The organism is Candidatus Omnitrophota bacterium, from assembly GCA_028716165.1.
Classification (GTDB): domain Bacteria; phylum Omnitrophota; class Gorgyraeia; order JABMRG01; family JABMRG01; genus JAQUQI01.
Map to the genome: position 1 here is coordinate 107653 of JAQUQI010000003.1, position 22174 is coordinate 129826.

The 22174-nt window shown below is 46.2% G+C and carries 20 protein-coding genes; all 20 read left to right on the plus strand.

From position 1 onward, the window contains the following. Positions 1-2 precede the first annotated feature (2 nt). The 20 genes from PHV77_03060 to PHV77_03155 all read left to right on the plus strand — a co-directional run bounded on the left by PHV77_03060 (position 3) and on the right by PHV77_03155 (position 22130). Complete coding sequence (locus tag PHV77_03060; protein MDD5504278.1) at positions 3-1178, plus strand: 1-deoxy-D-xylulose-5-phosphate reductoisomerase; 1176 nt, start codon at positions 3-5, stop codon at positions 1176-1178. A gap of 106 nt (positions 1179-1284) precedes the next feature. Next, complete coding sequence (rseP, locus tag PHV77_03065; protein ID MDD5504279.1) at positions 1285-2331, plus strand: RIP metalloprotease RseP; 1047 nt, start codon at positions 1285-1287, stop codon at positions 2329-2331. Next, positions 2328-3389, plus strand: a complete 1062-nt coding sequence (ispG, locus tag PHV77_03070; GenBank protein MDD5504280.1) for a flavodoxin-dependent (E)-4-hydroxy-3-methylbut-2-enyl-diphosphate synthase — start codon at positions 2328-2330, stop codon at positions 3387-3389. Before rseP ends, ispG begins: the two co-directional genes overlap by 4 nt. Next, positions 3376-5136 carry a proline--tRNA ligase gene (locus tag PHV77_03075; protein MDD5504281.1) on the plus strand — a complete coding sequence of 587 codons (1761 nt, stop codon included), beginning with the start codon at positions 3376-3378 and terminating at the stop codon, positions 5134-5136. Before ispG ends, PHV77_03075 begins: the two co-directional genes overlap by 14 nt. A gap of 292 nt (positions 5137-5428) precedes the next feature. After that, positions 5429-5902, plus strand: a complete 474-nt coding sequence (locus PHV77_03080) for a hypothetical protein (protein ID MDD5504282.1) — start codon at positions 5429-5431, stop codon at positions 5900-5902. A 9-nt stretch (positions 5903-5911) separates the two neighbouring features. Continuing rightward, entirely contained in the window at positions 5912-7063 is a 1152-nt protein-coding gene (gene nusA, locus PHV77_03085) for a transcription termination factor NusA (GenBank protein ID MDD5504283.1), read from the plus strand. 9 nt (positions 7064-7072) lie between these two features. Continuing rightward, the gene (gene infB, locus PHV77_03090) at positions 7073-9391 is read left to right on the plus strand and encodes a translation initiation factor IF-2 (protein MDD5504284.1); all 2319 of its coding nucleotides are present in this window, start codon (positions 7073-7075) and stop codon (positions 9389-9391) included. A gap of 16 nt (positions 9392-9407) precedes the next feature. Continuing rightward, positions 9408-10433: a tryptophan--tRNA ligase gene (gene trpS, locus PHV77_03095; GenBank protein ID MDD5504285.1), complete on the plus strand. Its 1026-nt coding sequence runs from the start codon at positions 9408-9410 to the stop codon at positions 10431-10433. Further along, positions 10423-11229 (plus strand): segregation/condensation protein A, encoded by an 807-nt coding sequence (locus tag PHV77_03100; GenBank protein ID MDD5504286.1) that lies wholly within the window; start codon positions 10423-10425, stop codon positions 11227-11229. The genes trpS and PHV77_03100 overlap by 11 nt, the downstream gene beginning before the upstream one ends. Then, positions 11177-11905: an SMC-Scp complex subunit ScpB gene (gene scpB / locus PHV77_03105; protein MDD5504287.1), complete on the plus strand. Its 729-nt coding sequence runs from the start codon at positions 11177-11179 to the stop codon at positions 11903-11905. The genes PHV77_03100 and scpB overlap by 53 nt, the downstream gene beginning before the upstream one ends. Continuing rightward, positions 11877-12965 carry a prephenate dehydratase gene (gene pheA, locus PHV77_03110; protein MDD5504288.1) on the plus strand — a complete coding sequence of 363 codons (1089 nt, stop codon included), beginning with the start codon at positions 11877-11879 and terminating at the stop codon, positions 12963-12965. The genes scpB and pheA overlap by 29 nt, the downstream gene beginning before the upstream one ends. 4 nt (positions 12966-12969) lie before the next feature. Then, positions 12970-14094, plus strand: coding sequence for a histidinol-phosphate transaminase (gene hisC / locus PHV77_03115; protein MDD5504289.1), 1125 nt, complete (start codon positions 12970-12972; stop codon positions 14092-14094). After that, the gene (aroF, locus tag PHV77_03120; protein ID MDD5504290.1) at positions 14091-15104 is read left to right on the plus strand and encodes a 3-deoxy-7-phosphoheptulonate synthase; all 1014 of its coding nucleotides are present in this window, start codon (positions 14091-14093) and stop codon (positions 15102-15104) included. The genes hisC and aroF overlap by 4 nt, the downstream gene beginning before the upstream one ends. Continuing rightward, the gene (locus PHV77_03125) at positions 15101-15943 is read left to right on the plus strand and encodes a prephenate dehydrogenase (protein ID MDD5504291.1); all 843 of its coding nucleotides are present in this window, start codon (positions 15101-15103) and stop codon (positions 15941-15943) included. Before aroF ends, PHV77_03125 begins: the two co-directional genes overlap by 4 nt. Beyond that, a complete protein-coding gene (gene cmk / locus PHV77_03130; GenBank protein ID MDD5504292.1) occupies positions 15936-16604 on the plus strand; it encodes a (d)CMP kinase in 669 nt (222 codons plus the stop codon). Before PHV77_03125 ends, cmk begins: the two co-directional genes overlap by 8 nt. A 67-nt stretch (positions 16605-16671) precedes the next feature. Then, positions 16672-17298, plus strand: a complete 627-nt coding sequence (locus tag PHV77_03135) for a lysophospholipid acyltransferase family protein (GenBank protein MDD5504293.1) — start codon at positions 16672-16674, stop codon at positions 17296-17298. After that, positions 17255-18139 (plus strand): 4-hydroxy-3-methylbut-2-enyl diphosphate reductase, encoded by an 885-nt coding sequence (gene ispH / locus PHV77_03140; GenBank protein MDD5504294.1) that lies wholly within the window; start codon positions 17255-17257, stop codon positions 18137-18139. The genes PHV77_03135 and ispH overlap by 44 nt, the downstream gene beginning before the upstream one ends. 1 nt (position 18140) lies before the next feature. Continuing rightward, positions 18141-19772, plus strand: a complete 1632-nt coding sequence (rpsA, locus tag PHV77_03145; GenBank protein MDD5504295.1) for a 30S ribosomal protein S1 — start codon at positions 18141-18143, stop codon at positions 19770-19772. A gap of 21 nt (positions 19773-19793) precedes the next feature. Continuing rightward, positions 19794-21014, plus strand: coding sequence for a tyrosine--tRNA ligase (gene tyrS / locus PHV77_03150; protein ID MDD5504296.1), 1221 nt, complete (start codon positions 19794-19796; stop codon positions 21012-21014). 51 nt (positions 21015-21065) lie between these two features. Next, positions 21066-22130, plus strand: a complete 1065-nt coding sequence (locus tag PHV77_03155) for a pyridoxal phosphate-dependent aminotransferase (protein ID MDD5504297.1) — start codon at positions 21066-21068, stop codon at positions 22128-22130. The last annotated feature ends 44 nt before the right edge of the window (positions 22131-22174 follow it).

The following is a 22174-nucleotide window of genomic DNA, read 5'->3' on the forward strand; positions in this document are numbered from 1 at the left end:
CTATGGACAAAAGAGAGATAAAAAGAGTCGCAGTATTCGGTTCAACAGGCTCTATAGGTATTAACGCGTTGAAGGTAATCGCGGCCTTTCCCGGCAGGTTTCAGGTTGCCGCGCTTTCCTCTTTTTCCAATATAAAACTTTTGGAAAAGCAGATAAAGGAATTCAGCCCCCTGATGGCGGCCATAGCGCGCCCTGGCCTGGCACTAAAGGCCGGACGCGGGCTTTCGTCTAAAGGCGTAAAGATATATGGCCCCGAAGGCCTTAATATTATAGCCGAAGACGATAGAATAGACATCGTTGTAATGGCCGTATCCGGTTTTGCCGCTATATATCCGCTTATCAGTGCCATAAAAAAGGGTAAGCACATATGCCTTGCGAACAAGGAATCTATCGTCGCGGCGGGAGATATTATTATGGGGCTTGTCAAAAAGCATAATGCCCTGTTGATACCCGTTGACAGCGAGCACAACGCGATATTCCAGTGCCTGCATTCAGGCCCCGCAGGCAGGATAAACAGGCTTTATATCACAGGCAGCGGAGGCCCTCTGCGGCGTGTTGACGAAAAAAAATTTCCAGCTCTAAGCGTAAAACAAGTACTCAATCACCCCAGATGGAAGATGGGCAAAAAGATAACAGTTGATTCGGCCACGCTTATGAACAAGGGACTGGAGATAATTGAGGCGCGGCATCTTTTCGGCGTGCCCATAGATAAGATAAAATTGCTTATCCATCCCGAAGCTGTTATACACTCCATGTGCGAATTTGTTGACGGAAGCATAATAGCGCAGTTGGGTGTCACGGACATGAAACTGCCGATTCAATACGCCTTGACATATCCTGATAGATTGGATACGCCGTTTGCCAGGCTGGATCTTTTGGATATAAAAAACCTGGCCGTTATGAAGGCTGATACGTTGAAATTCCCATGCCTTACGATTGCCCTGGCCGCGGCAAGGCTTGCGGGCACAGCGCCAGCGGTTTTGAATGCGGCGGATGAGATTGCCGTTAAAGCGTTTTTAGATGAGAAAATTTCTTTTACCCGTATACCCGGTATTATTGAGGACGTCTTGAGGGCGCACAGATTTGTATCAACACCGTCAATAGAGCAGATATTTGAAGCTGACCTTTGGGCGAGAGAAAAGGCGGGGTGCATCGTAAGCAGTCTTGGTCGGCCATGACCGGTAATTACGCGTTTTTTTAGGTATGACCCTGATTGCATATATTACACGGATCCTGTGACGGTCCTGGATATTAATTACGGCCGGTCAGTCAAAAAGGAGGAACATGTTTAGTTTTATTATTACGGGCATTGCGGTCATGGCGGTTTTCAGCATAGTAATTCTTGTGCATGAATGCGGACATTTTTTCATGGCAAGACGCATGGGGGTTAGGGTGGAGAGGTTTGCCTTAGGCCTTGGCAGGGTATTGGTCTCAAGAAAGGTCAAAGGCACGGAGTATGCCCTATGCGCCATACCTTTTGGCGGTTACGTAAAAATGGCAGGTGATGAGCCCAGCAGTGAAGTCTTAAAAGAAAACTATAAGTATTTTGGGCAGGCGCCTGGCAGAAGGTTCTGGATAATTTTTGCCGGAGCGGGCCTCAATTATCTTTTGGCATATGTTATTTTTTGTTTTGTCGCGCCGGCGGCGAGGATAGGCCTTGTCGTAAAGGACATGCCCGCGTATAAAGCCGGCATAGAATCGGGCGATAGGATATTATCGGTAAACAATAATCGCACGGAATACTGGCATCAGGTCATTGATATGATCTCGTCAAATCACAGCGCCGCTCCCCTTAGCATACAGCTTGAAAGAAACGGCCGGGTCTTTGAGGCTGTGGTAGTGCCTGAAATCGCCGGAGAAGGCGATTCCGGCAAAATTCAAAAAATCGGGATAAGTTCTTACGGCGATATCCGTTTTCTAAAAGCGCCTGCCGCGCAATATATACTGACAGGCATGAGACAGACCTTATCCAATACGGTTTTGACATACAGGTTTATCTGGTATCTTATTACGGGCAAGGTGGCTTTAAAAGGCTCCGCGACAGGGCCTGTCGGCATCGCGGTTATTATCGGCCGGGCCATTCATGTCGGAATGGCTTATCTGTTATATCTTATAGCCCATATCAATCTCGCGCTCGCGATATTTAACCTCCTTCCGTTTCCTGTTCTGGACGGCGGCCACATATTACTGCTTGGCATTGAAAAAATAAGAAAAAGGCCTGTCAGCGTAAGGGTGCAGGAGTTTATCCAGTATGCGGCTATTTTCCTAATTATATTATTGTTCGCCACGGTTACATGGAATGATATTACCACATGGATAATTAAAAAATGAGAAGAAGGCCGGCAAGGCAGATAAAATTAGGCAATGTGAAAATAGGCGCCAATGCCCCTGTGTCCATACAGTCAATGACAAATACGGACACCAAAGATATTGTTTCAACCGTCAGGCAGATAAAACGCCTTGAAAAAGCCGGCTGTGAGATAATAAGGGTCGCTGTAAGAGATGATGCCTCGGCCTCGGCTGTCAGAAAGATCAGGCCGGCAATATCAATACCCCTTGAGGCCGATATACATTTTGACCACAGGCTGGCTTTAAAGTCTGTTGAGTCCGGAGCTGACGGTATAAGGCTTAATCCAGGCAATATCCGCGTCCCGCGGCATATAAGGCTTGTGATGGATGCCTGTAAAGAACGCAATATACCGATAAGGATAGGCGCCAATTCCGGATCTGTGGCAGGCAGATACAGGGCCTTGGGCGAAAAGGCCCACGCGGCCGGCATGGTAAAGAGCGTAATGGATTATATCAAGATATTTGAAAAGAATAAATTTTTTGATATCATGATATCGCTTAAGTCCTCAAGCGTTATTTCCACGATTTATGCCTATAGACAGATAGCTTCATTGTGCAATTATCCCCTGCACATCGGGGTTACAGCTACAGGGTGCGGCGAAGAAGCCATAATAAAATCCGCTATAGGTATCGGTAGCCTGCTCTCGGAAGGGATAGGCGATACGATAAGAGTTTCTTTGACAGGCAGGCCTGAAGACGAGGTAATTGCCGCCAGGCATATATTGCAGGCTCTTAAATTACGGAGTTTTTATCATGAATTGATATCTTGCCCCACATGCGGCCGCTGCCAGGTTGACCTGGAAGGCATAGTTAAGCGCGTCAAGCGGAAATTATATGCCATGCCCGCCAGCGCGCGCGGAAACCGGTTTCTTACAGCCGCTGTTATGGGTTGCGAAGTAAACGGCCCGGGAGAAGCGAAGACGGCCGATGTCGGTATTGCATTTGGCAGAGATTCTGGTATACTGTTTAGAAAGTCAAAGATTATAAAAAAAATAAGCGCGAAAAACGCGGTCAAGGAGTTGATAGATGCTTTATTCTAAGTCTTTTATCCCGACCCTTAAAGAAGATCCTGCCGATGCTGAAGCAATAAGCAATAAGCTTATGATCAGGGCGGGGCTGATACGCAAGCTTGCCGCGGGCATCTATTCATATCTTCCTCTCGGGCTAAGGACGCTTAGAAAAATAGAAAATATTGTGCGTGAGGAAATGGATTCTTCCGGGGCATTGGAGGTGCTTATGCCGGCATTGCATCCGGCGCAGTTATGGCATGAAACAGGCAGGTATGACATTATCGGAGATGAATTATTTAAATTTAATGACCGGACCGGCAAGCAGATGGTTATAGGCCCTACCCACGAAGAGGTCATTACCGATATAGCCAGGAACAACCTGCGCTCATACAAAGACCTACCCAAGATCATATATCAAATACAGACAAAATTACGCGATGAGCCCAGGCCGAGATTCGGCGTAATACGCAGTAAAGAATTTATCATGAAAGACGCCTACAGCTTTGACTGCACATGGCAAGGGCTTAATCAAAATTACGATATTATGTTTCAAGCTTATAAACGGATATTCGCCAGGTGCGGGCTTGACGCTGTTGCCGTAGAGGCTGATTCAGGCTTTATGGGTGGTAATGAGTCGGCAGAGTTTATGATATTATCTGAAAGCGGCGAAGATGTGGTCGTTACATGCGCGAAATGCGGTTGTAAGACAGGCTTTGCCAAGGCCCTGTGCCCGCCTCCCGGAGAAGGCCTTAACGGGCCGGCGGCTCATACGGATATCCGCGGTAAAGATATGTGCCGGAACGCGTCCGGCCAGCCGGAAATAGAAGAGGTGCCCACCCCGGGTATATCCACTATTGATAAGGTTTCTGAAGCCTTGAAACGCAGTCCAAAGGATATTATCAAGACGCTTATTTATGTCTCCGATAAGAAACCCATAGCTGTATTGATTAGAGGCGACCACGAAGTTAATGAATCAAAGCTCGCCGCCTGCCTTAAGTCGGGTGAACTTGCGCTGGCAGGAAAAGATGTTATTGAGAATATCACCGGCGCGCCCGTGGGTTTTTCAGGCCCCTGCGGATTAAGAGGCGTGGATATAATAATAGATCATGCGGTAAAAACCGTTATTAACGGCGCGGCGGGCGCTAACAAAAAAGATACCCATATTATTAATGTGGTTCCCGGCAGAGACTTTGACGTTTCAAAGACATTTGACATACGCTATGTTACCGCCGAGGACAGGTGTTTGAAATGTTCCGGCGCGATAGAGCTAAAAAAGGCCATAGAGATAGGCCACGTATTTAAACTTGGCACAAAATATTCCGATGCCATGAAAGCGGGGTTTCTTGATTCTTGCGGCAGTCAAAAGCCTTTCATAATGGGTTGTTACGGTATTGGTATAAACAGGATAATGGCCTCCGCCATAGAACAGAATAATGATAAGGACGGTATCATATGGCCCTTATCCATCGCGCCGTATAGTATTACGATTTTATGCCTGAACGCGCGTGATGAAAATACTTTACAGGCCGCCAAAAAGATTTATCTCCTGATGGCCGCCTCCGGCATGGATGTTCTTATGGATGACAGGGATATAAGCCCTGGTATCAAGTTTAAAGACGCGGATTTATCCGGCATACCTATACAGGTCATTGTAGGCCCTAAAGGCCTTGCCTGTTCAAGGGTTGAGGTAAAGATAAGAAAAACGGGCGCCAGAACAGAGGTCGCCTTAGACGATATTGTGAATTACGCGCAAGGCCTTTTACGCGCGCGCGTATAATCTCGCATCTTTTCCTGCGTATTTTTTGTCAGATCCTGTATTATCTGCCGTGGCCGCGCGTTTGGCAATGAAACTACTCGCGTTCTACCGTTTTTTAAGTTTAGTCCGCGGGAATCTATTACGTGCAAGCCGCATCCGGGCCGTAAAAAAATATATTTCTAATTTACGCTTGACAGTTAAAGAAAAAAAGCTTGACAGGATAAAGGGTATGTAATATAATTTTTATACAAAATCTATTTGTGAAAGGAGAATTTTAAGTGGGTTGACGTAAGTTTACCCGCTTTTTTATTGTATGACATTTGATAACCGTATAATAGATAGTATTAAAGGCCTGACAGGCCCTGTAGCAGAGCAGGCCGGCGCCAAGATTTATGACATAAGCCTTAAAAGGGTAAACGGCCGCAGCGCTCTTACGGTATTGGTTGATAAACAGGGCGGCATATCATTAGATGAATGCGCTCTCATAAATAAGCGCTTATCGGACATTATTGAAAATGCCGGTTTTTTTTCCGGACCATATGTTATAGAGGTGTCTTCCCCCGGCCTTGACAGGCTTCTTAAAAACCGCCGGGATTTCAATTGGGCGTTTGGCGCCAGCGTTGACATATGGTTGACCGGCAACATCAATGACCGGAATTTTATCAGCGGTATTGTGAAGAACTGCCGTGAAAATGATGTTGAAATTGAGGACAGGCACGGCAGTTGTTTTATGATACCATACGATATGATAAATAAAGCTAAAAGAAATATCCAGGCGTGCACATAGGAGACTTTTATGAACGGAGAATTATTATCGGTATTAGAGCATATTGAGCGTGAAAAAGGCATCAGCAGGCAGATACTTATAGAGGCTGTGGAAAGCGCCCTGCTAAGCGCGGCGCGCAAGGTAATAGGCCAGAAGGATGAAGAAAATATCAGCGTTAAGATGGACCCCGAGACAGGCTCAATCAAGGTATTTGCCGCGGAAAAAGAAATAAAATCAGCCGAATTCGGCAGGATCGCGGCGCAGACTGCCAAGCAGGTGATTATACAAAAAATCAGAGAGGCTGAAAGGGATGTTATATTCGGAGAGTTTCGTGAGCGCAAAGGCACTATTGTTACAGGCGGCGTTCACAGATTTGAAAAAGGCAATATTATAGTGGATTTGGGTAAGGTTGAGGCCGTATTGCCGAGAACAGAACTTCTGCCAAGGGAAAGATATAAACAGGGCGAAAGGATAAAGGCCTATGTGACTAATGTGGAAAGGACGCCAAAGGGCTCATCCATTACCCTGTCAAGAAGGGACGATGGTATGATAAAAAGGCTTTTTGAGCTTGAGATACCCGAAATAACAGACGGTATAGTTGAGATAAAATCAATCGCGCGGGAGGCCGGAGAAAGGACAAAGATCGCCGTTACGTCAAAAGACGAAAAGATAGATTCTGTCGGCGCGTGTGTCGGGATGAGAGGCCAAAGGGTAAAGAACATTGTAAATGAGCTTCAGGGTGAAAAAATAGATATAGTCAGATACAGCGACGATATAAGAGAATATATAAAAGCCGCGCTTTCGCCGGCCGAGATAGCCCAGATCAAGGTGGACAAGGAGCTTAAGAGGGTTGAAATTGTTGTTGAAGATGACCAGCTTTCTCTGGCCATAGGCAGGCATGGACAGAATGTCAAGCTTGCCTCTAAACTCGTCGGTTATGAGATGGATGTCAAGAGCCGGTCAAACGCCGAAGACAAGGAAAGGGCGAAACGGGAGTCAGGATTATCTATCTGTGATTTGCCGGGTGTGGGCAAAAAGGCGGAAGAGTATCTTTTGGCGGCCGGTTACAAGACTATTGATGATATAGCCAAGTCTACGGTTGAGACACTGATGGAGGTCAAGGGCATTGGAAAGAAAACCGCCCAAAAGATCCTTGACTCAGCCAAGGAATATACCGAATAACAGGGGGATATGTTGAAAATATCAGAGCTGGCAAAAAAACTTAAAATTCCGTCAAAGGTCTTGCTTATGCAGGTTATCAAGATGGGTATAACCGCTAAATCCGCTCAAGCTATTTTACCCCAGGCCTCTGTTGACAGGATACTGAAGGAATATAATAAGGCCAAACTATCGGTTGATGTTGAAGCAATTGGCACGCGTCCTTCCTCTGCCCAAAAATCCAGGGCAAAATCCGTAAAAAAGCCGGCGGCCGGGAAAAAACCCGTTTCGGCCAAAACGATAAAAGCCTCCGGCATATCCGGCGCTAAAAAAGCCGACGGCACAAAGCCCAAGAAAAAGTCTGCAAAACCCGACGAAAAACCCGTCCGGCCTGTCCGTAAAAAAGCTCAAGATAGCCGGCAGCCTTCTGTTGGGCCGACCGTATCCACCCCTGAAGAAGTAGTTTCCGCGGATAAATTGCATGAAACGCAAAAACAAAAGCTACCGGAGCCAGGGCCTGCTGCCGTTAGGGTCGCAGAGACAAAACAGGCGGCAGACGCTATTAAGAAACCTAAGCAAGGAGCGGATGAGGGCCTTAAGCCTATCCAGGTTAAACTGCCTATTACCGTAAAAGCACTGGCCGATAAACTTTCCGTATCAGCCCCGGCTGTTATAAAAGAGCTTATGGGTATGAAGATATTTGCCAATATAAATCAGTTGATAGATGAAGAATGCGCCGCAAGCGTTGCCAGGAAGTTCGGTTACTTTCTTGAGAGGGCTTTTAACGTTGAAGAAGAGGCAGTGGCTTTTCATGAAAGCCTGGCACAAGATAAGGGTAGTCTTATACTAAGGCCCCCTGTCGTGACATTCATGGGCCATGTTGATCACGGTAAAACATCTCTCCTTGATTATATAAGAAAAACAAAGGTTACCGATTCGGAGACAGGCGGTATCACCCAGCACATAGGCGCTTATGAAGTAATACTGAATAGAGGCAAAATAACTTTCCTTGACACGCCCGGACACGCGGCTTTTACTGCCATGAGGGCAAGGGGCGCTAATGCTACAGATATTGTTGTTCTTGTCGTGGCCGCGGATGACGGACTTATGCCCCAGACGATAGAGGCCATAGACCATGCCAAAGCGGCGGGCGCAACTATCATAGTTGCCATAAACAAGATTGACAAACCGGATATTGACATAGACAGGGTAAAGAAGCAATTGTCCGAGATAGGCCTTTTGCCTGAAGACTGGGGCGGTAAAACCATCACGGTCAATGTTTCGGCGCTTACAGGTAAAGGAGTAGACGCGCTTCTTGAAATGATCCTGCTTGAGGCCGAAATGCTTGAGTTGAAGGCCAACCCTGCTAAACCGGCCAAGGGTGTTGTGGTTGAGGCGAAGATATCAAAAGGCGGCGGGCCGATAGCGACAGTCCTTGTGCAAAACGGCACGCTAAAGCAAGGAGATATTATAGTCGCCGGTATTTACTACGGAAAGATAAGGGCTATTTTAGATGATAAGATACACCGCATAAAGGACGCCCTGCCTTCAAAGCCTGCCGAAATATTGGGCTTGAACGGTGTGCCGCAGGCCGGAGATGTGTTTATGGCCGTTTCGGATGAGAAACAGGCCAAGCAGATATGCGCTATACGCCAGGAAAAATTCAAAGAACAGTCCCGTTGCGTGGTCCAGAGGATTACTCTTGAAGACCTGTATTCACAGATGCAGAAGGGCAGGGTAAAAGAGCTTAAGGTAATACTCAAGGCTGATGTCAGAGGTTCGCTTGAGGCCATATCCGAGTCTCTGACAGACCTTGGGACAAAGAACATGGGGCTTAATATCATACACAAGGGTATCGGTGATATTAATGATTCCGATATATTGCTTGCGGCAGCCTCCGACGCGATTGTTATAGGTTTCCATGTCAGAAAGACCCCTGAAGCCGAACGCGCCGGCAAACAGGAACACATTGATATAAGGCTTTATAATATTATTTACGAGGCAATATCCGATATCAAATCAGCCATGGAGGGCTTGCTTGAGCCCGATATAAAAGAGATATTTACGGCCAGGATTTTGGTAATGCAGGTGATGAAGCTTTCAAAGGCAGGTATTATAGCAGGTTCATCTGTCCAGAAAGGCAAGGTATTAAGAAATGTCAGGTGCCGGCTTATCAGGGACAATCAGATAATATATAAAGGCAGGATATCTTCCCTGAAACGGTTTAAAGATGATGTCAGAGAAGTGGCCGAAGGTTTTGAATGCGGCGTTAAGCTGGAAAATTTTAATGATATTAAGGACGGCGATATCATAGAGTGCTTTGAGATAGAAAAGATCGCCAGAAGGCTTTAAGGGCCTGTTTATCTATATGAAAACCGCCAAAATCCCCACGCGCGGGGCAAAAGAAAAAGACAAACGTTTATTAAGCGGAATGAGGCCGACAGGGCCCATGCACCTGGGCCATCTATTCGGCGTGCTGGAAAACTGGAACACGCTTCAGCAAAGTTATGATTGTTTTTTTATGATAGCCGATTGGCACGCTTTGATGAGCGAATATCAGGACCCGTCTAAAATATCGCCGTCAATTATTGAAATGGCCGCCGACTGGTTTGCCGCCGGCATAGACCCTGCCCGATCGTCTGTCTTTGTGCAGTCTAAGGTAAAGGAACACCTTGATTTTTTTATGATATTTTCCGCCATGACGCCCCTATCGTGGCTTGAAAGATGCCCTACTTATAAAGAGCAGTTGAGGCAGATAAAAGGAAGAGACCTTACCACTTATGGTTTTCTCGGATATCCGGTTCTCCAGGCCGCGGATATCTTAGCGTATGCGGCCGGCGTCGTGCCTATAGGATTAGACCAGATGCCGCATTTGGAGCTGACAAGAGAGATAGCAAGGCGTTTTAACGGTATGTATGAGCAGGTATTTCCTGAGCCGGAAGCCCTGCTGACGCATACTCCTAAATTCCTCGGCACGGACAACAGGAAGATGAGTAAAAGTTATGATAATTTTATTTCTCTCGGCGATTCGGACGATTCCATAGCGCGCAAAGTTTCTTCTATGATTACGGACCCTGAAAGGGTCAGGTTCTCCGACAAGGGCAGGCCCGGGGTGTGTAATGTGTTTAATTATTTTAAATTTATCTCAAGAGGCATGGAATCCGATGTCAGGGCCTGGTGCGAAAACGCGACAACGGGATGCACGGTCTGCAAGAAAAAATTATCCGATATCGTTATAGAATTTATCAGGCCGCACAGGCGCAGGCGCGAGGGTTTTCTAAAAGACAAGTCCTATATTGAAAACGCGCTGGCTGAAGGGGCCCGTAAAGCGTCCGATATAACCGCCCGGACGCTTCAAAAAACGCTCAAGGCCATGAAATTATATGACGTATAAAGTAAAGCTTGAGATATTTGAAGGCCCTCTTGACCTGTTGTTCTATCTGATAAAAAAAGACGAGCTGAATATCCATGATATACCTATATTAAGCGTCACGGAACAATATCTTCAATATCTTGAGTTGATGCGCATGCTGGATTTGGATATCGCGGGCGAATTTCTGGTGATGGCAGCCACTCTTATACATATAAAAAGCAAGATGCTGCTTCCTCCGGATGCTGAAGAAGCTGAAAAAGAAGAAGAGGATCCGAGAGAAGAGCTTGTAAAGAAATTATTGGAATACAAGAAGTTTAGAGAAGCCGCTGAAGCGTTAAAGGAAAGAGAGCACAGGCAAAAAGAAATATTCCCGCGGTCGGGCGCGCAGGACATTCCCGAAGACGGCATGGAAGGCGTCCAGGCGCCGTGTTTTGAAGCAAGCATTTTTGACCTTCTTTCGGCTTTTTCCAAGGTCTTAAAGGAAATACCGAGGGACAAGTTCTACGAAGTTGTCAAGGACGAGGTGACTGTAGCAGATAAGATTCATGATATATTTCACATGCTTCTCAAGACCCCTGTTATTTATTTTTTTGATCTTTTTAAACAGTCAAAAACCAAGGTACACGTGGTAGCCACGTTTCTTGCCCTGCTTGAACTGATAAGGATGAAAGAAGTCGCGATAAAGCAGGACGGGATATTCGGGGACATACGGATAATCAGAAATTCCACGAACATGGCGCCACCAAAAATTGAAGAGGCGGAAAATGCAGGAAGAGAAGACCCTGGACAGGAAGGACCGGCCGGCTCCGGAGAATGATTTACCCCGCGCGGATACTGCCACAGGCCCGGAAGATATAAAATTAATGATGGGCGAAGATGAACTAAAAAAAGTCATTGAGGCTCTTATATTTGCCAGTGATAAACCCCTTGCCATCAAGCAAATAAAGGATATCGTAGGTGATGTTGATACCCGCCTGATAAGGAAGCTGGTCAACGATTTGAAACAGGAATTTGCCGCAACCGGCAGGAGTTTTAACATATGCGAGGTTGCCGGAGGTTTCCGTTTTATGACAGAACCAGCCTACGGAAGATGGCTTAAAAAGTTGTATAAGATAAAATTAAGCGACTATCTTACCGGCCCCAGCCTTGAGACTGTTGCCATTATCGCGTATCGTCAGCCTGTGGCAAAGACGGAGATAGAGTTTATCAGGGGGGTGGCCGTGGACGGAGTCATAAATAGCCTCCAGCAAAAAGGTTTTATAAAAGTTGTCGGAAAAAAGGATGTGGCCGGCAGGCCTTATCTGTATGGAACGACTTCGCTTTTTTTGCAGTATTTCGGACTTAATTCCATAGATGAACTTCCCGCGCTTTCAGATTTCAAGGAGTCCGACCTTGAGTTTAACAGGCCGCAGGCATTAGACGCTTCCGCGGCGCAGGAAAATACTCTTACGGGAGATGAAGATGATGCCAAAGATAAGGACATTGAGAAATAATATAGACGGTATAGACGCGGAAATATTAAGGCTTTTAAACAGGCGTGCCCGGTTGACGCTTGAAATAGGGCATGTCAAGGAAAAAAAATCGCGCCCATTATTCTCCCCTGCCCGGGAATCTGACATATACAGCAGGCTTTTGAAATTGAACAAGGGCCCCATGAAAGAAGATTCGGTAAAGTCTATATTTTCCGAGATAATGTCGGCATCATTATCATTGCAAGGACGTTTGAAGATAGCCTATCTTGGGCCGGCGGCCACTTTTACTCATATAGCAGCTCTTAAGAAATTCGGGAAATCATTGGAATACGCGGAGTGCGCCAGCATAGCGGATGTGTTTACCGAGGTTGAAAGGTCAAGGGCCGATTACGGTGTTGTGCCTATTGAAAATTCAACAGAAGGCGCCGTAAATCATACCCTTGATATGTTCATTGATTCGGAACTCAAGATATGCTCCGAGGTATATTTGCCTATAGAGCATAATCTTTTGGTAAAAGGAAAGAAGGCCCGTGGTTTTATTAAAAACGTGTATTCCAGATACGAGGTATTTGCCCAGTGCAGGATATGGCTTGAAAAAAATCTGCCCTGCGCTAAGCTTATTTCCTGCGCCAGCACTACCGAGGCCGCTATGGCCGTTGCCGCGGGAAAGGCATGTTCGGCTATCGCAAGCAGGCTGGCAGCGCAGACGTACGGGCTGGACATAAAAGCCCTGTCCATAGAAGATTCGCCGCATAATATCACGAGGTTTCTTGTCATAGGTAAGCAAAGCACGAAGCCGACGGGTAATGATAAAACGTCCATGGTTTTTTCCATGAATGATAAAGCCGGCGCTTTGCACGACGTATTAAGCCCGTTTAAAAAAAGCGGCGTTAATCTTACGAAGATTGAATCGCGCCCTTCAAAAAAGCGGGCTTGGGAATACTATTTCTTTGTTGATATGCAGGGGCATGTGTCGGATACAAAGATATCCGGCGCCATAGCCTGTTTACGCCGGAAGGCGAAGTTTTTAAAGGTGCTGGGTTCTTATCCGGCGGTGCTTCAACCGGCGCGAAAGCGGTGAATATATGAACAATATAGAGATACGCGAAAATATAAAAAAACTAAAACCATATCAGCCCGGTAAGCCCATGGAGGAGCTTCAACGAGAGCTCAATATCCGGCTGGAGGATATAATCAAGCTGGCTTCAAACGAGAACCCGCTCGGCCCTTCTCCGAAAGCGGCCCGCGCGTTTTGCCTGACATCCGCGAAACTCAACAGGTATCCTGACGGCAGATGTTTTTGCCTTAAGGAAAAACTTGCTTTAAAACTCGCGATGTCACCGGATAATATTATAATAGGAAACGGTTCCGATGAAATCATTGATATGGCCGTAAAGGCCTTTGCCGGTGAAGGGGATAATGTGATCGTGTCTGAACCGGCTTTTCTTGAATACAGGATAATCTCAACTGTCAGAGGATGCATTGTGCGCAGTGTCGCGATGAAAAGGCGTAATAAATCCGGCATATTATCGGGTTTTGATTTTGATATTGACGCCATGCTCGGAGCCATAGACAGGCGCACAAGGATAATTTTTTTGGGAAATCCCGATAACCCGACGGGGGCCTATCTGAACAGAAAGTCGCTAAAGAATTTTATCAGGCGTTGCCCTAAAAACATCGTGCTGTTGATAGACGAAGCATACAGGGAGTTTGTTGACAAAAGTGATTATGTTGATACCGCAACTCTCAAGGGCATGAGCAATGTTGTTACCTTGAGGACATTCTCAAAGATCTACGGCCTGGCAGGCTTAAGGATAGGTTACGCCGTTTCAAACAGTGATATTATTGGGTGGATGGAAAGGGTCAGACAGCCTTTCAATGCCAATTTGCCCGCTCAAGCGGCGGCTGAAGCCGCGCTCGGAGATTTAGCCTTTGTAAAAAGGTCCCGAGCCCTTAACAAAAAAGGGATGTCTTATATCACAAAAGCCCTGAAAGATACGGGCTGCAGAGTAATAGAATCTCCCGCCAATTTTGTGTTATTTTCTTTAAAAGGGGTAAGCGGCAATGAATTGTTTTCAAGATTATTATCATCAGGTATTATTATACGGGACATGGCAGCGTACGGTTTAGGCGAGTGGGCCAGAGTTAGTATCGGGACGATGCCGCAGAACAAGGCTTTCATAAAAGCGCTTAAGAGGAGTTTTAAATGATAATAGTATTTAAAAAAGACGCCACAAGCAAGCAGATAAAACATTTAATCAGTCATCTTAAAGGTCTTGGAATGAAATCCATGGTTTCTAAAGGCATTGAAAGGACTATTATCGGGGCCATAGGCGATGAAGATATATTAAGGTCACAGCCTTTAAGCGTTTTCCCTGGAGTTGAAAAGGTCATGGCTGTCATGGCCCCTTATAAGCTTGTGTCGCGTGAATTTAAAAAGGAAGACACCGTTGTTGATGTAAACGGGGCCAAGATAGGCGCAGGCAAACTTATTGTGATGGCCGGCCCCTGTTCTGTGGAAAATTACGATATGCTGTTTAAAATAGCCAAATCGGTTAAGGCCAGCGGCGCCACGATGCTAAGAGGAGGCGCCTTTAAACCGAGAACGTCACCCTACGCGTTCCAGGGCCTTGGCGAAGAAGGGTTGAAATATTTACAGCAGGCGGGCAAAGCGGCGGGCCTGGCGGTCGTCACAGAGGTAATGGATATAAGGGATATCGGCATTGTAGAGCGTTATGCCGATATGATACAGATAGGCGCCAGGAATATGCAGAATTTTAATTTGCTTAAAGAGGTGGGTTTTTCAAAAAAACCCGTTTTACTGAAAAGAGGCATGATGTCTACCGTCAAGGAGTGGTTGATGTCGGCCGAATATATACTTGCCAACGGAAATTTTAATGTGGTTTTATGTGAAAGGGGCATCAGGACTTTTGAGAATGCGACAAGATTTACAATGGACATAAGCGCGATACCGTTGGTAAAACGGTTGAGCCATTTGCCGGTTATTGCCGACCCCAGCCATGCTACCGGTAAATGGGGGCTTGTGGCCCCCGTTGCCAAGGCCTCGGTTGCCGCCGGCTGTGATGGCCTCATGATAGAGGTGCATATGGATCCGGAACATGCTTTTTCTGACGGAGAGCAATCAATGCTTCCGGTCAAATTCAAAGAGATGATGAAAGACTTAAAGTCTGTGGCAAAAGCGGTTGGCAGAACAATATGATTGCGTTTGAAAAGATATCTATAGTCGGAGTAGGCCTTATAGGTGGTTCTGTAGGTTTGGCATTAAAACACAAACGGTTATGCCCTATGGTTGTGGGTATTGGCAGGCGGCGGTCATCTCTTGATAAGGCATTAAAGATGTCGGCTGTAGACAAAGTGACCCTCAATCTGGCAGAGGGCGTTAAAGGCGCCGGGCTGATTATTGTCGCCACTCCTGCCGCCAAGGTTAAGGAAAAGATAGCCCAGGTTTCGCGTTATGCCGGTAAAGGGGCCATCATAATTGATGTTAACAGTGCCAAGCAGGATATAATGCGCGCTGTTACGGGTATTATGCCAAAAGGCGTGCATTTTGTCGCCACACACCCTATGGCAGGTTCCGAAAATTCCGGTATAAGTTGGGCCCGAGGCGATTTATTTCACGGCAGTGTGTGCATAATTACTCCGGACCGGTTTACGAACAAAGAAGCGCTGAAAAAGGTGAAAAATTTCTGGCAGGCGCTGGGAACAAGGGTTTTTTTGATGTCTGCAAAGGCCCATGACGAAGCTGTGGCCAGGGTAAGCCATTTACCGCATGCCTTGGCATATGTATTATGCGATATGGTTTCAAGAAAAGAGCTTATTATGGCAGGCAGCGGTTTCCGTGACGCGACAAGGATAGCCAAAAGCGACCCCGGCATGTGGGAAGAAATATTCATACAGAATAGGAAGTCTGTCCTGAAGGCGATAAGCCTTTTTGAAAAAGGCCTTTGTTCTATAAAGAATGATATGATTCGCGAAGACCGGCCCGGTTTATCCGCGATGCTTAAAAGGGCCGTAAGAAAGCGGGAATCCATTGATTGATATAATTGCTATTGACGGCCCGGCAGGTTCAGGCAAAAGCACTGTTGCTAAACTGCTGGCGCGAAAAATAGGCTATGCCTATATAGATACAGGGGCTATGTATAGGGCCCTTACCCTTAAGGCCATGCGCAATTGTTTGGATTTAAACGATGAAGAAGAGATAGCAGGGCTTTTTATGGATACGGATATTGATATTGTTCCCGACGATTCAGGCGGCATATCTGTTATGCTTGACAATGAGGACGTAACTTCTCTTATTCGCACTCCGGAGCTTACGGATAAGGTTGCCTATATAGCCAAGGTCGCGGCGGTCAGGCAGAGGATGAAGGATATACAGCGCAATATAGGGGCCAGGCAGAAAGCCGTGTTTGAGGGCAGAGATATAACGACAGCTGTATTTCCTGAATCAAAGTTTAAATTTTATATTGATGCTGATTTTAATGAACGCGCCGCCAGAAGGCATAGGGAGCTGGTATCAAAAGGTATTGATATAAGCCTTGAAGACGTTGGAAAGGACCTGAAGATACGAGACCATAAGGACATGACGCGCCGGATAGGCCCTCTGAAGATAGCTAAAGGAGCGGTAGTTATTGATACGACGCATATGACAATAGACGAGGTGGTGGAAAGACTGCGAAAATACGTAAGCCGCGCCCTTTAAGGGCTTAGAGTCGCAGAGGGTTTATTGATATAACGGTTTTATTATATACGATGCAGCCCCCAATGACATGTTCTATTGGTTTGTTCAGATTATAATAGGCATATTAGCCAGGTTTCTATTCAGGTTTAAGATACAGGGCGGGGAAAATATCCCCTCAAAAGGCGGTTTTATACTGGCAAGCAACCACAGGAGCAACCTTGACCCGGTAATTTTATCGGTATGTATTGACAGGAAATTATTTTTTTTAGCCAAGGCTGAATTATTTGAGAATAATGTATCAAAGCGTATACTGCGCAGGCTCAATTGTATTGAACTTACCAGATCCGGAGAAGACAAGGCCGCGTTAAAGAAAGGCATCAGGCTGCTGCATGACGGCAAGGGGCTTTTGCTTTTTCCGGAGGGAACGCGAAGCAGGGATAACCGGCTCGGCAGGGCAAGGCCGGGCATATCGCTTTTTGCTTTTACGACAGGAGTTGCCGTTATACCGGTATATGTGACCGGCACTGAAAAAGCCCTGCCCATAGGTTCCAGAATGATAAAGCCTGATGCCGCTATAAGGGTTGTTTTCGGCAGGCCGTTATATGCCCGAAAGGACATGCCTCATGGAGCGAGAAAAGCCGGTTATCAGGCATTCGCGGATAGTATAATAGATGGGATATCAAATATTGAAAAGAGCAACCCCGCGGATAATTAAGGCCGGGCATATCGGTTTTTGTTTTGGCGTGAAGAGGGCGATCTCCGCGGCCGAGGGCGTGATAGGCAAAAGTAAAAATATATGTTCGCTCGGGCCTATTATACATAATCCTTTTGTTGTTGAACAATTATCAAAAAAAGGCCTCAAGGTCATATCGGATATAAGCCAGGCGCGCGGCCTGTTTCTTATTATACGTTCACACGGCATGCCGCCCGCGATAAGGAAGAAGGCCAGGGCCTATTGCGCCGGAATACTGGATACAACGTGCCCGTTCGTCAGCCGCTCGCACAAGATAGTGTCACGCCTTCGCAGGCAAGGCTACTTTATTGTAATGGCCGGTGAAAAACGCCATCCGGAAATGCAGGCATTGATTGAAACGGCAGGGCCCAATGCTGTGGTTGTGACGAAACCGCAGGACATAAGAAAGATAGCCGCGAAAAAAAACAAGTTGGCCCTTGTCGCGCAAACGACAATATCGCGCGGTATATTCATAAAAATAGCACGGGCTCTATTGGCCTGTGATTATATTGAGTGCAGGATATTTGATACCATATGCAATGATGCCCAAAAACGCCAGGAAGAGGCAAGAAAACTTTGTTTGGCGGCGGACGTGATATGCGTTGTAGGCGGAAAGAACAGCGCTAACACCAAACACCTTGCCGCGACATGCCGTAGATCCGGAGCCGTGACGCATCATATAGAATCGGCGGATGAATTAAAACCCGAATGGTTTTTTAAGGCCGAGCGCATCGGCATAGTAAGCGGCGCTTCAACCCCGGGCAGTATGGTTGAAGATGTAGCTAAAAAGATAAAAAATAATCTTACAAGGAGGAGCAGGTAAAATGCTGGAAAATAATATTGAAGACATGAAAGACGAGGGCGCTTTGGAAAAAACAAACGAAGCCGGGTTAGAAAATACCGGCAAAGGCGCTTTTGAGCAGGCGTATTATGAAAGTGTGAAGAACTTAAAGGAAGGGGAGATTATTAAGGGCAGGGTGGTAGGCATAAACAAAAGGGATGCCGTTATTGACATCGGATATAAATCCGAAGGCCTTATCCCTCTTTCTGAATTCGGCGTTAATTCCGATATAAAGGTTGGGGACGAGGTAGATGTCCTGCTTGAGTCTGTTGAAGACGAGAACGGTATGGTGGTGCTTTCAAGAAATAAAGCTGAAAAGATCGCCGGCTGGGAAAACATAATAAATAACTACAATGAAGGAGACGTGATCAAAGGCAGAGGCACAAGAAAGGTCAAGGGCGGAATGATGGTTGATATCGGTGTTGAGGCGTTTTTGCCGGCAAGCCAGTCAACGTTTAAGGGCCCTATAGAATTAAACGGCCTTTTAGGCAAAGAGCTTGATTATAAGATAATAAAGATCAATAAGCCCCGCAAAAATATAGTTGTCTCAAGAAAAGAGGTTATTGCCCAGGAAAAGGCCGAACTGAAGCAGAAGGTGCTCGGAGAGCTTACCAAAGGGCAGATCCGCAAGGGTGTGGTAAAAAACATAACGGACTTCGGGGCTTTTATTAATCTCGGAGGCATTGACGGGCTCCTGCATATTACCGATATGAGCTGGGGCAGGATCAGCCATCCGTCGGAGGTCCTTGCCGTTGGAGATGAGGTAGATGTAATGGTCCTTGATTTTGACAAAGAAAACCTTAAGGTGTCGCTGGGCCTGAAACAAAAGACCCCCAACCCCTGGAAGGAGGTCGGCAATAAGTACCCTGTCGGCTCAAAGATAAAGGGAAAGATAGTGAACCTTGTAGCCTACGGGGCTTTTGTGGAGCTTGAAAAAGGAGTTGAAGGGCTTATACATATATCCGAAATATCATGGACAAAGAGGATAAGCCATCCGTCGGACGTTTTGGCCATAGGCGACATAGTTGAGGCTGTTGTTCTTTCCGCCGATATGGATAACCAGAAGATATCATTGGGGCTCAAACAGCTTGAGTCCAATCCATGGATTGATGCTCCGGTAAAATATCCGCAGAATTCCCGTATCAAGGGTAAGGTCAAGAACCTGACCGATTACGGGGCCTTTGTTGAGCTTGACGATAATATAGACGGGCTTATACATATTTCGGATATATCGTGGACAAAGAAAGTATCGCATCCTTCCGAGGTCTTGAAGAAAGGCCAAAAAGTGGAGGCAATGGTGCTTTCCGTTGACCAGGAAAGCATGAAGATATCTCTGGGCCTCAAACAGCTTTCAGAAGACCCGTGGCCGTTATATGTGGAAAAATACCCTGTAAACACCGTCGTGGAAGGCACTGTTACAAAGATAGCGAATTTCGGGGTTTTCATTGAGTTTGACAAGGACTTAGACGGCCTTATTCACATATCCGAGCTTGCGGATGAGCCTGTAACAAATATAGAGGAAAGATACAAGGTTGGCGATAATATACGCGCCAGGATAATAAAGATAGATAATGATACGAGGAAAATAGGGCTTAGCGCAAAAGGTATAAATTAAGGCGTAAACCGGGTTTATCGCATGGATACTTCTAAATCGCTGGAGACCATAAAAAGGGGCGCTGTTGAAATAATTGATGAAGCGGAGCTTACCCAAAGGCTTGAATTAAGCCGAAAGGAAAAAAGACCGCTTGTCGTTAAGGCCGGGTTTGACCCTACGGCGCGGGACATACATCTGGGCCATACGGTTCTGCTAAGAAAAATGAGGCATTTCCAGGATCTGGGGCACAAGGTAGTGCTTCTTATCGGTGATTATACGGCCATGATAGGCGATCCGTCCGGGCGTTCAGAGATACGAAAGCGCATAAGCCGCGAGCAGGCAGAGGAAAATGCCGCGACATATACTAACCAGGCATCCAAGATCATAGATATGGATAAATGCCAGATAGCCTTTAACAGCAAATGGTTTGGCGCCATGTCATTAACGGATTTTATGTCGCTTGCCGCTCTGCAGACAGTCGCCCGTGTCCTTGAAAGGGACGATTTTTCAAAAAGGTATAAAGCGGGCAAAGAGATAAGCCTTTTAGAGTTCATATATCCTCTGCTTCAGGGTTATGATTCTGTTGTTCTAAAGTCCGACGTGGAATTGGGGGGCACTGACCAAAAATTTAATCTCCTGATGGGAAAAGTCCTGCAGAGGCGTTTTAATATGCCCCAGCAGGTAGTCCTTACCATGCCGCTTCTTGAAGGTACCGACGGTGTTCAGAAGATGTCAAAGAGCCTAGGTAATTATATAGGCATAACGGATGAGCCGTCCCAGATGTTCGGAAAGATTATGTCAATATCCGATACTTTGATGTGGAGGTATTATGAACTGCTTACGGACACCGGTATTGACGAGATCAAGGCGATGAAATGTGATACGGAATCAGGCAAGATGCACCCCAAACAAGCTAAGATCAGGCTTGCCAAAGATATTATAGCGCAATACCATAACAGCCGGCTGGCTGAATCAGCGGCTGTGGAATTTGAAAAAATATTTGTGAAAAAAGACATACCGGATGACGTTTTGGTCTATAAGGTTGATAAAGGCGGCCTTGAGGACGGCAGGATATGGATATGCGCTCTTTTGACAAAGTCGGATTTGACAAAGTCTAATACGCAGGCAAGGTCTATGATAAAACAGGGAGCTGTTTTGGTGAATCAAAAAAAGATATCCGACGAGAATATGAAAATAATCCCGGAAGACGGCATGGTGATACAGGTTGGCAAGAGAAGGTTTATCAGGTTATCATTGCGGTAAAAAAATACCGTTGATTTTTCTTAACAGATATTGCACAAAAAGGCAAAAATTATGGCACACACGCTTGATCTGACAAGCCCGGCGGTTTTTATAGGCAGGCAGGGAAACGGTATCATAAGTTTTGGTTCCGGCCAGCCCGACTTGCCTCCGCCCAACGAGGCGATAGAAGGTATTGATATACGAAAAGATTTAAGGTATGGATTAATACAAGGGGAATTTCCCCTAAGGCGGGCATTATCCAGGGAATACCTGGGTTCTGATGCGGAGAATTTCGTCATAACAAACGGCGCTTCTGAAGCGCTTGACCTGATATTTCGTTGTTTCGCGAAAGGAAAGGTCCTTTTGCCCAAGCCGTATTATTATTCATATCTTCCGATAATCCAGATGGCGGGCATGGAGGTTGTCTTTACCGAACTTATCAATGGCCGCATAGATATGGAAGATTTTAAGAGCAAAATTGAAGGCTGTAAGGCAGTGCTTATAAATTCCCCGTCAAATCCCACCGGTAGGGTGGAGCTTGTGGAGACATTAAAAGAAATAGAATCCATTGCCGCCAGGCTGGGTGTTTACGTAATCTCCGATGAGGTCTATAAAGACCTTATCTATGAACGCGAAAACTATACTCTCAAAGGAGAACGTGTTATTACCGTTAATTCATTTTCCAAGACCTATGCCATGTGCGGCGTAAGAGTAGGTTATCTCTGGAGCAGGGATAAGAAAATAGTAAGAGACTGCATAGAGATGAAGACCCACACGTCCATGAACACAAACCTTGTGGGCCAGGATATGGCCCTTAGGGCCATGTCCGCGCCCAAGCAATATATCATAGCGCAGAAGGATATATGGCGCCGGCGCAGGGACAAAATATATAAAGGGTTTTGCGATTTAGGTTTTGAATTATGGAAACCCGAAGGGGCTTTTTATATATTGCCCAAATGCAGTAATGCGCGCGAATTTCTCACCACTCTTTTCCTGGAATACAATGTAATATTTTACCTGGGCGAATGGTTCGGCGCTCCGGGGCATATACGTTTAAGCTATGCCCTTGACGAAGCGGAGATAGACAAAGGCCTTGAACGCATAAAGTCGGCCATGCAAAAAGTCCGTTGTTTTTGATTTTACGCTGAAAAAATTACCGGTGATTTTGATGGGCATATTCT

Excerpts from the sequence above, each read along its gene's own strand:
- PHV77_03060 (MDD5504278.1), top strand. The coding sequence starts at position 3 with ATGGACAAAAGAGAGATAAAAAGAGTCGCAGTATTCGGTTCAACAGGC.
- rseP (MDD5504279.1), top strand. The coding sequence starts at position 1,285 with ATGTTTAGTTTTATTATTACGGGCATTGCGGTCATGGCGGTTTTCAGC.
- ispG (MDD5504280.1), top strand. The coding sequence starts at position 2,328 with ATGAGAAGAAGGCCGGCAAGGCAGATAAAATTAGGCAATGTGAAAATA.
- PHV77_03075 (MDD5504281.1), top strand. The coding sequence starts at position 3,376 with ATGCTTTATTCTAAGTCTTTTATCCCGACCCTTAAAGAAGATCCTGCC.
- PHV77_03080 (MDD5504282.1), top strand. The coding sequence starts at position 5,429 with ATGACATTTGATAACCGTATAATAGATAGTATTAAAGGCCTGACAGGC.
- nusA (MDD5504283.1), top strand. The coding sequence starts at position 5,912 with ATGAACGGAGAATTATTATCGGTATTAGAGCATATTGAGCGTGAAAAA.
- infB (MDD5504284.1), top strand. The coding sequence starts at position 7,073 with ATGTTGAAAATATCAGAGCTGGCAAAAAAACTTAAAATTCCGTCAAAG.
- trpS (MDD5504285.1), top strand. The coding sequence starts at position 9,408 with ATGAAAACCGCCAAAATCCCCACGCGCGGGGCAAAAGAAAAAGACAAA.
- PHV77_03100 (MDD5504286.1), top strand. The coding sequence starts at position 10,423 with ATGACGTATAAAGTAAAGCTTGAGATATTTGAAGGCCCTCTTGACCTG.
- scpB (MDD5504287.1), top strand. The coding sequence starts at position 11,177 with ATGCAGGAAGAGAAGACCCTGGACAGGAAGGACCGGCCGGCTCCGGAG.
- pheA (MDD5504288.1), top strand. The coding sequence starts at position 11,877 with ATGCCAAAGATAAGGACATTGAGAAATAATATAGACGGTATAGACGCG.
- hisC (MDD5504289.1), top strand. The coding sequence starts at position 12,970 with ATGAACAATATAGAGATACGCGAAAATATAAAAAAACTAAAACCATAT.
- aroF (MDD5504290.1), top strand. The coding sequence starts at position 14,091 with ATGATAATAGTATTTAAAAAAGACGCCACAAGCAAGCAGATAAAACAT.
- PHV77_03125 (MDD5504291.1), top strand. The coding sequence starts at position 15,101 with ATGATTGCGTTTGAAAAGATATCTATAGTCGGAGTAGGCCTTATAGGT.
- PHV77_03135 (MDD5504293.1), top strand. The coding sequence starts at position 16,672 with ATGTTCTATTGGTTTGTTCAGATTATAATAGGCATATTAGCCAGGTTT.
- ispH (MDD5504294.1), top strand. The coding sequence starts at position 17,255 with ATGGGATATCAAATATTGAAAAGAGCAACCCCGCGGATAATTAAGGCC.
- rpsA (MDD5504295.1), top strand. The coding sequence starts at position 18,141 with ATGCTGGAAAATAATATTGAAGACATGAAAGACGAGGGCGCTTTGGAA.
- tyrS (MDD5504296.1), top strand. The coding sequence starts at position 19,794 with ATGGATACTTCTAAATCGCTGGAGACCATAAAAAGGGGCGCTGTTGAA.
- PHV77_03155 (MDD5504297.1), top strand. The coding sequence starts at position 21,066 with ATGGCACACACGCTTGATCTGACAAGCCCGGCGGTTTTTATAGGCAGG.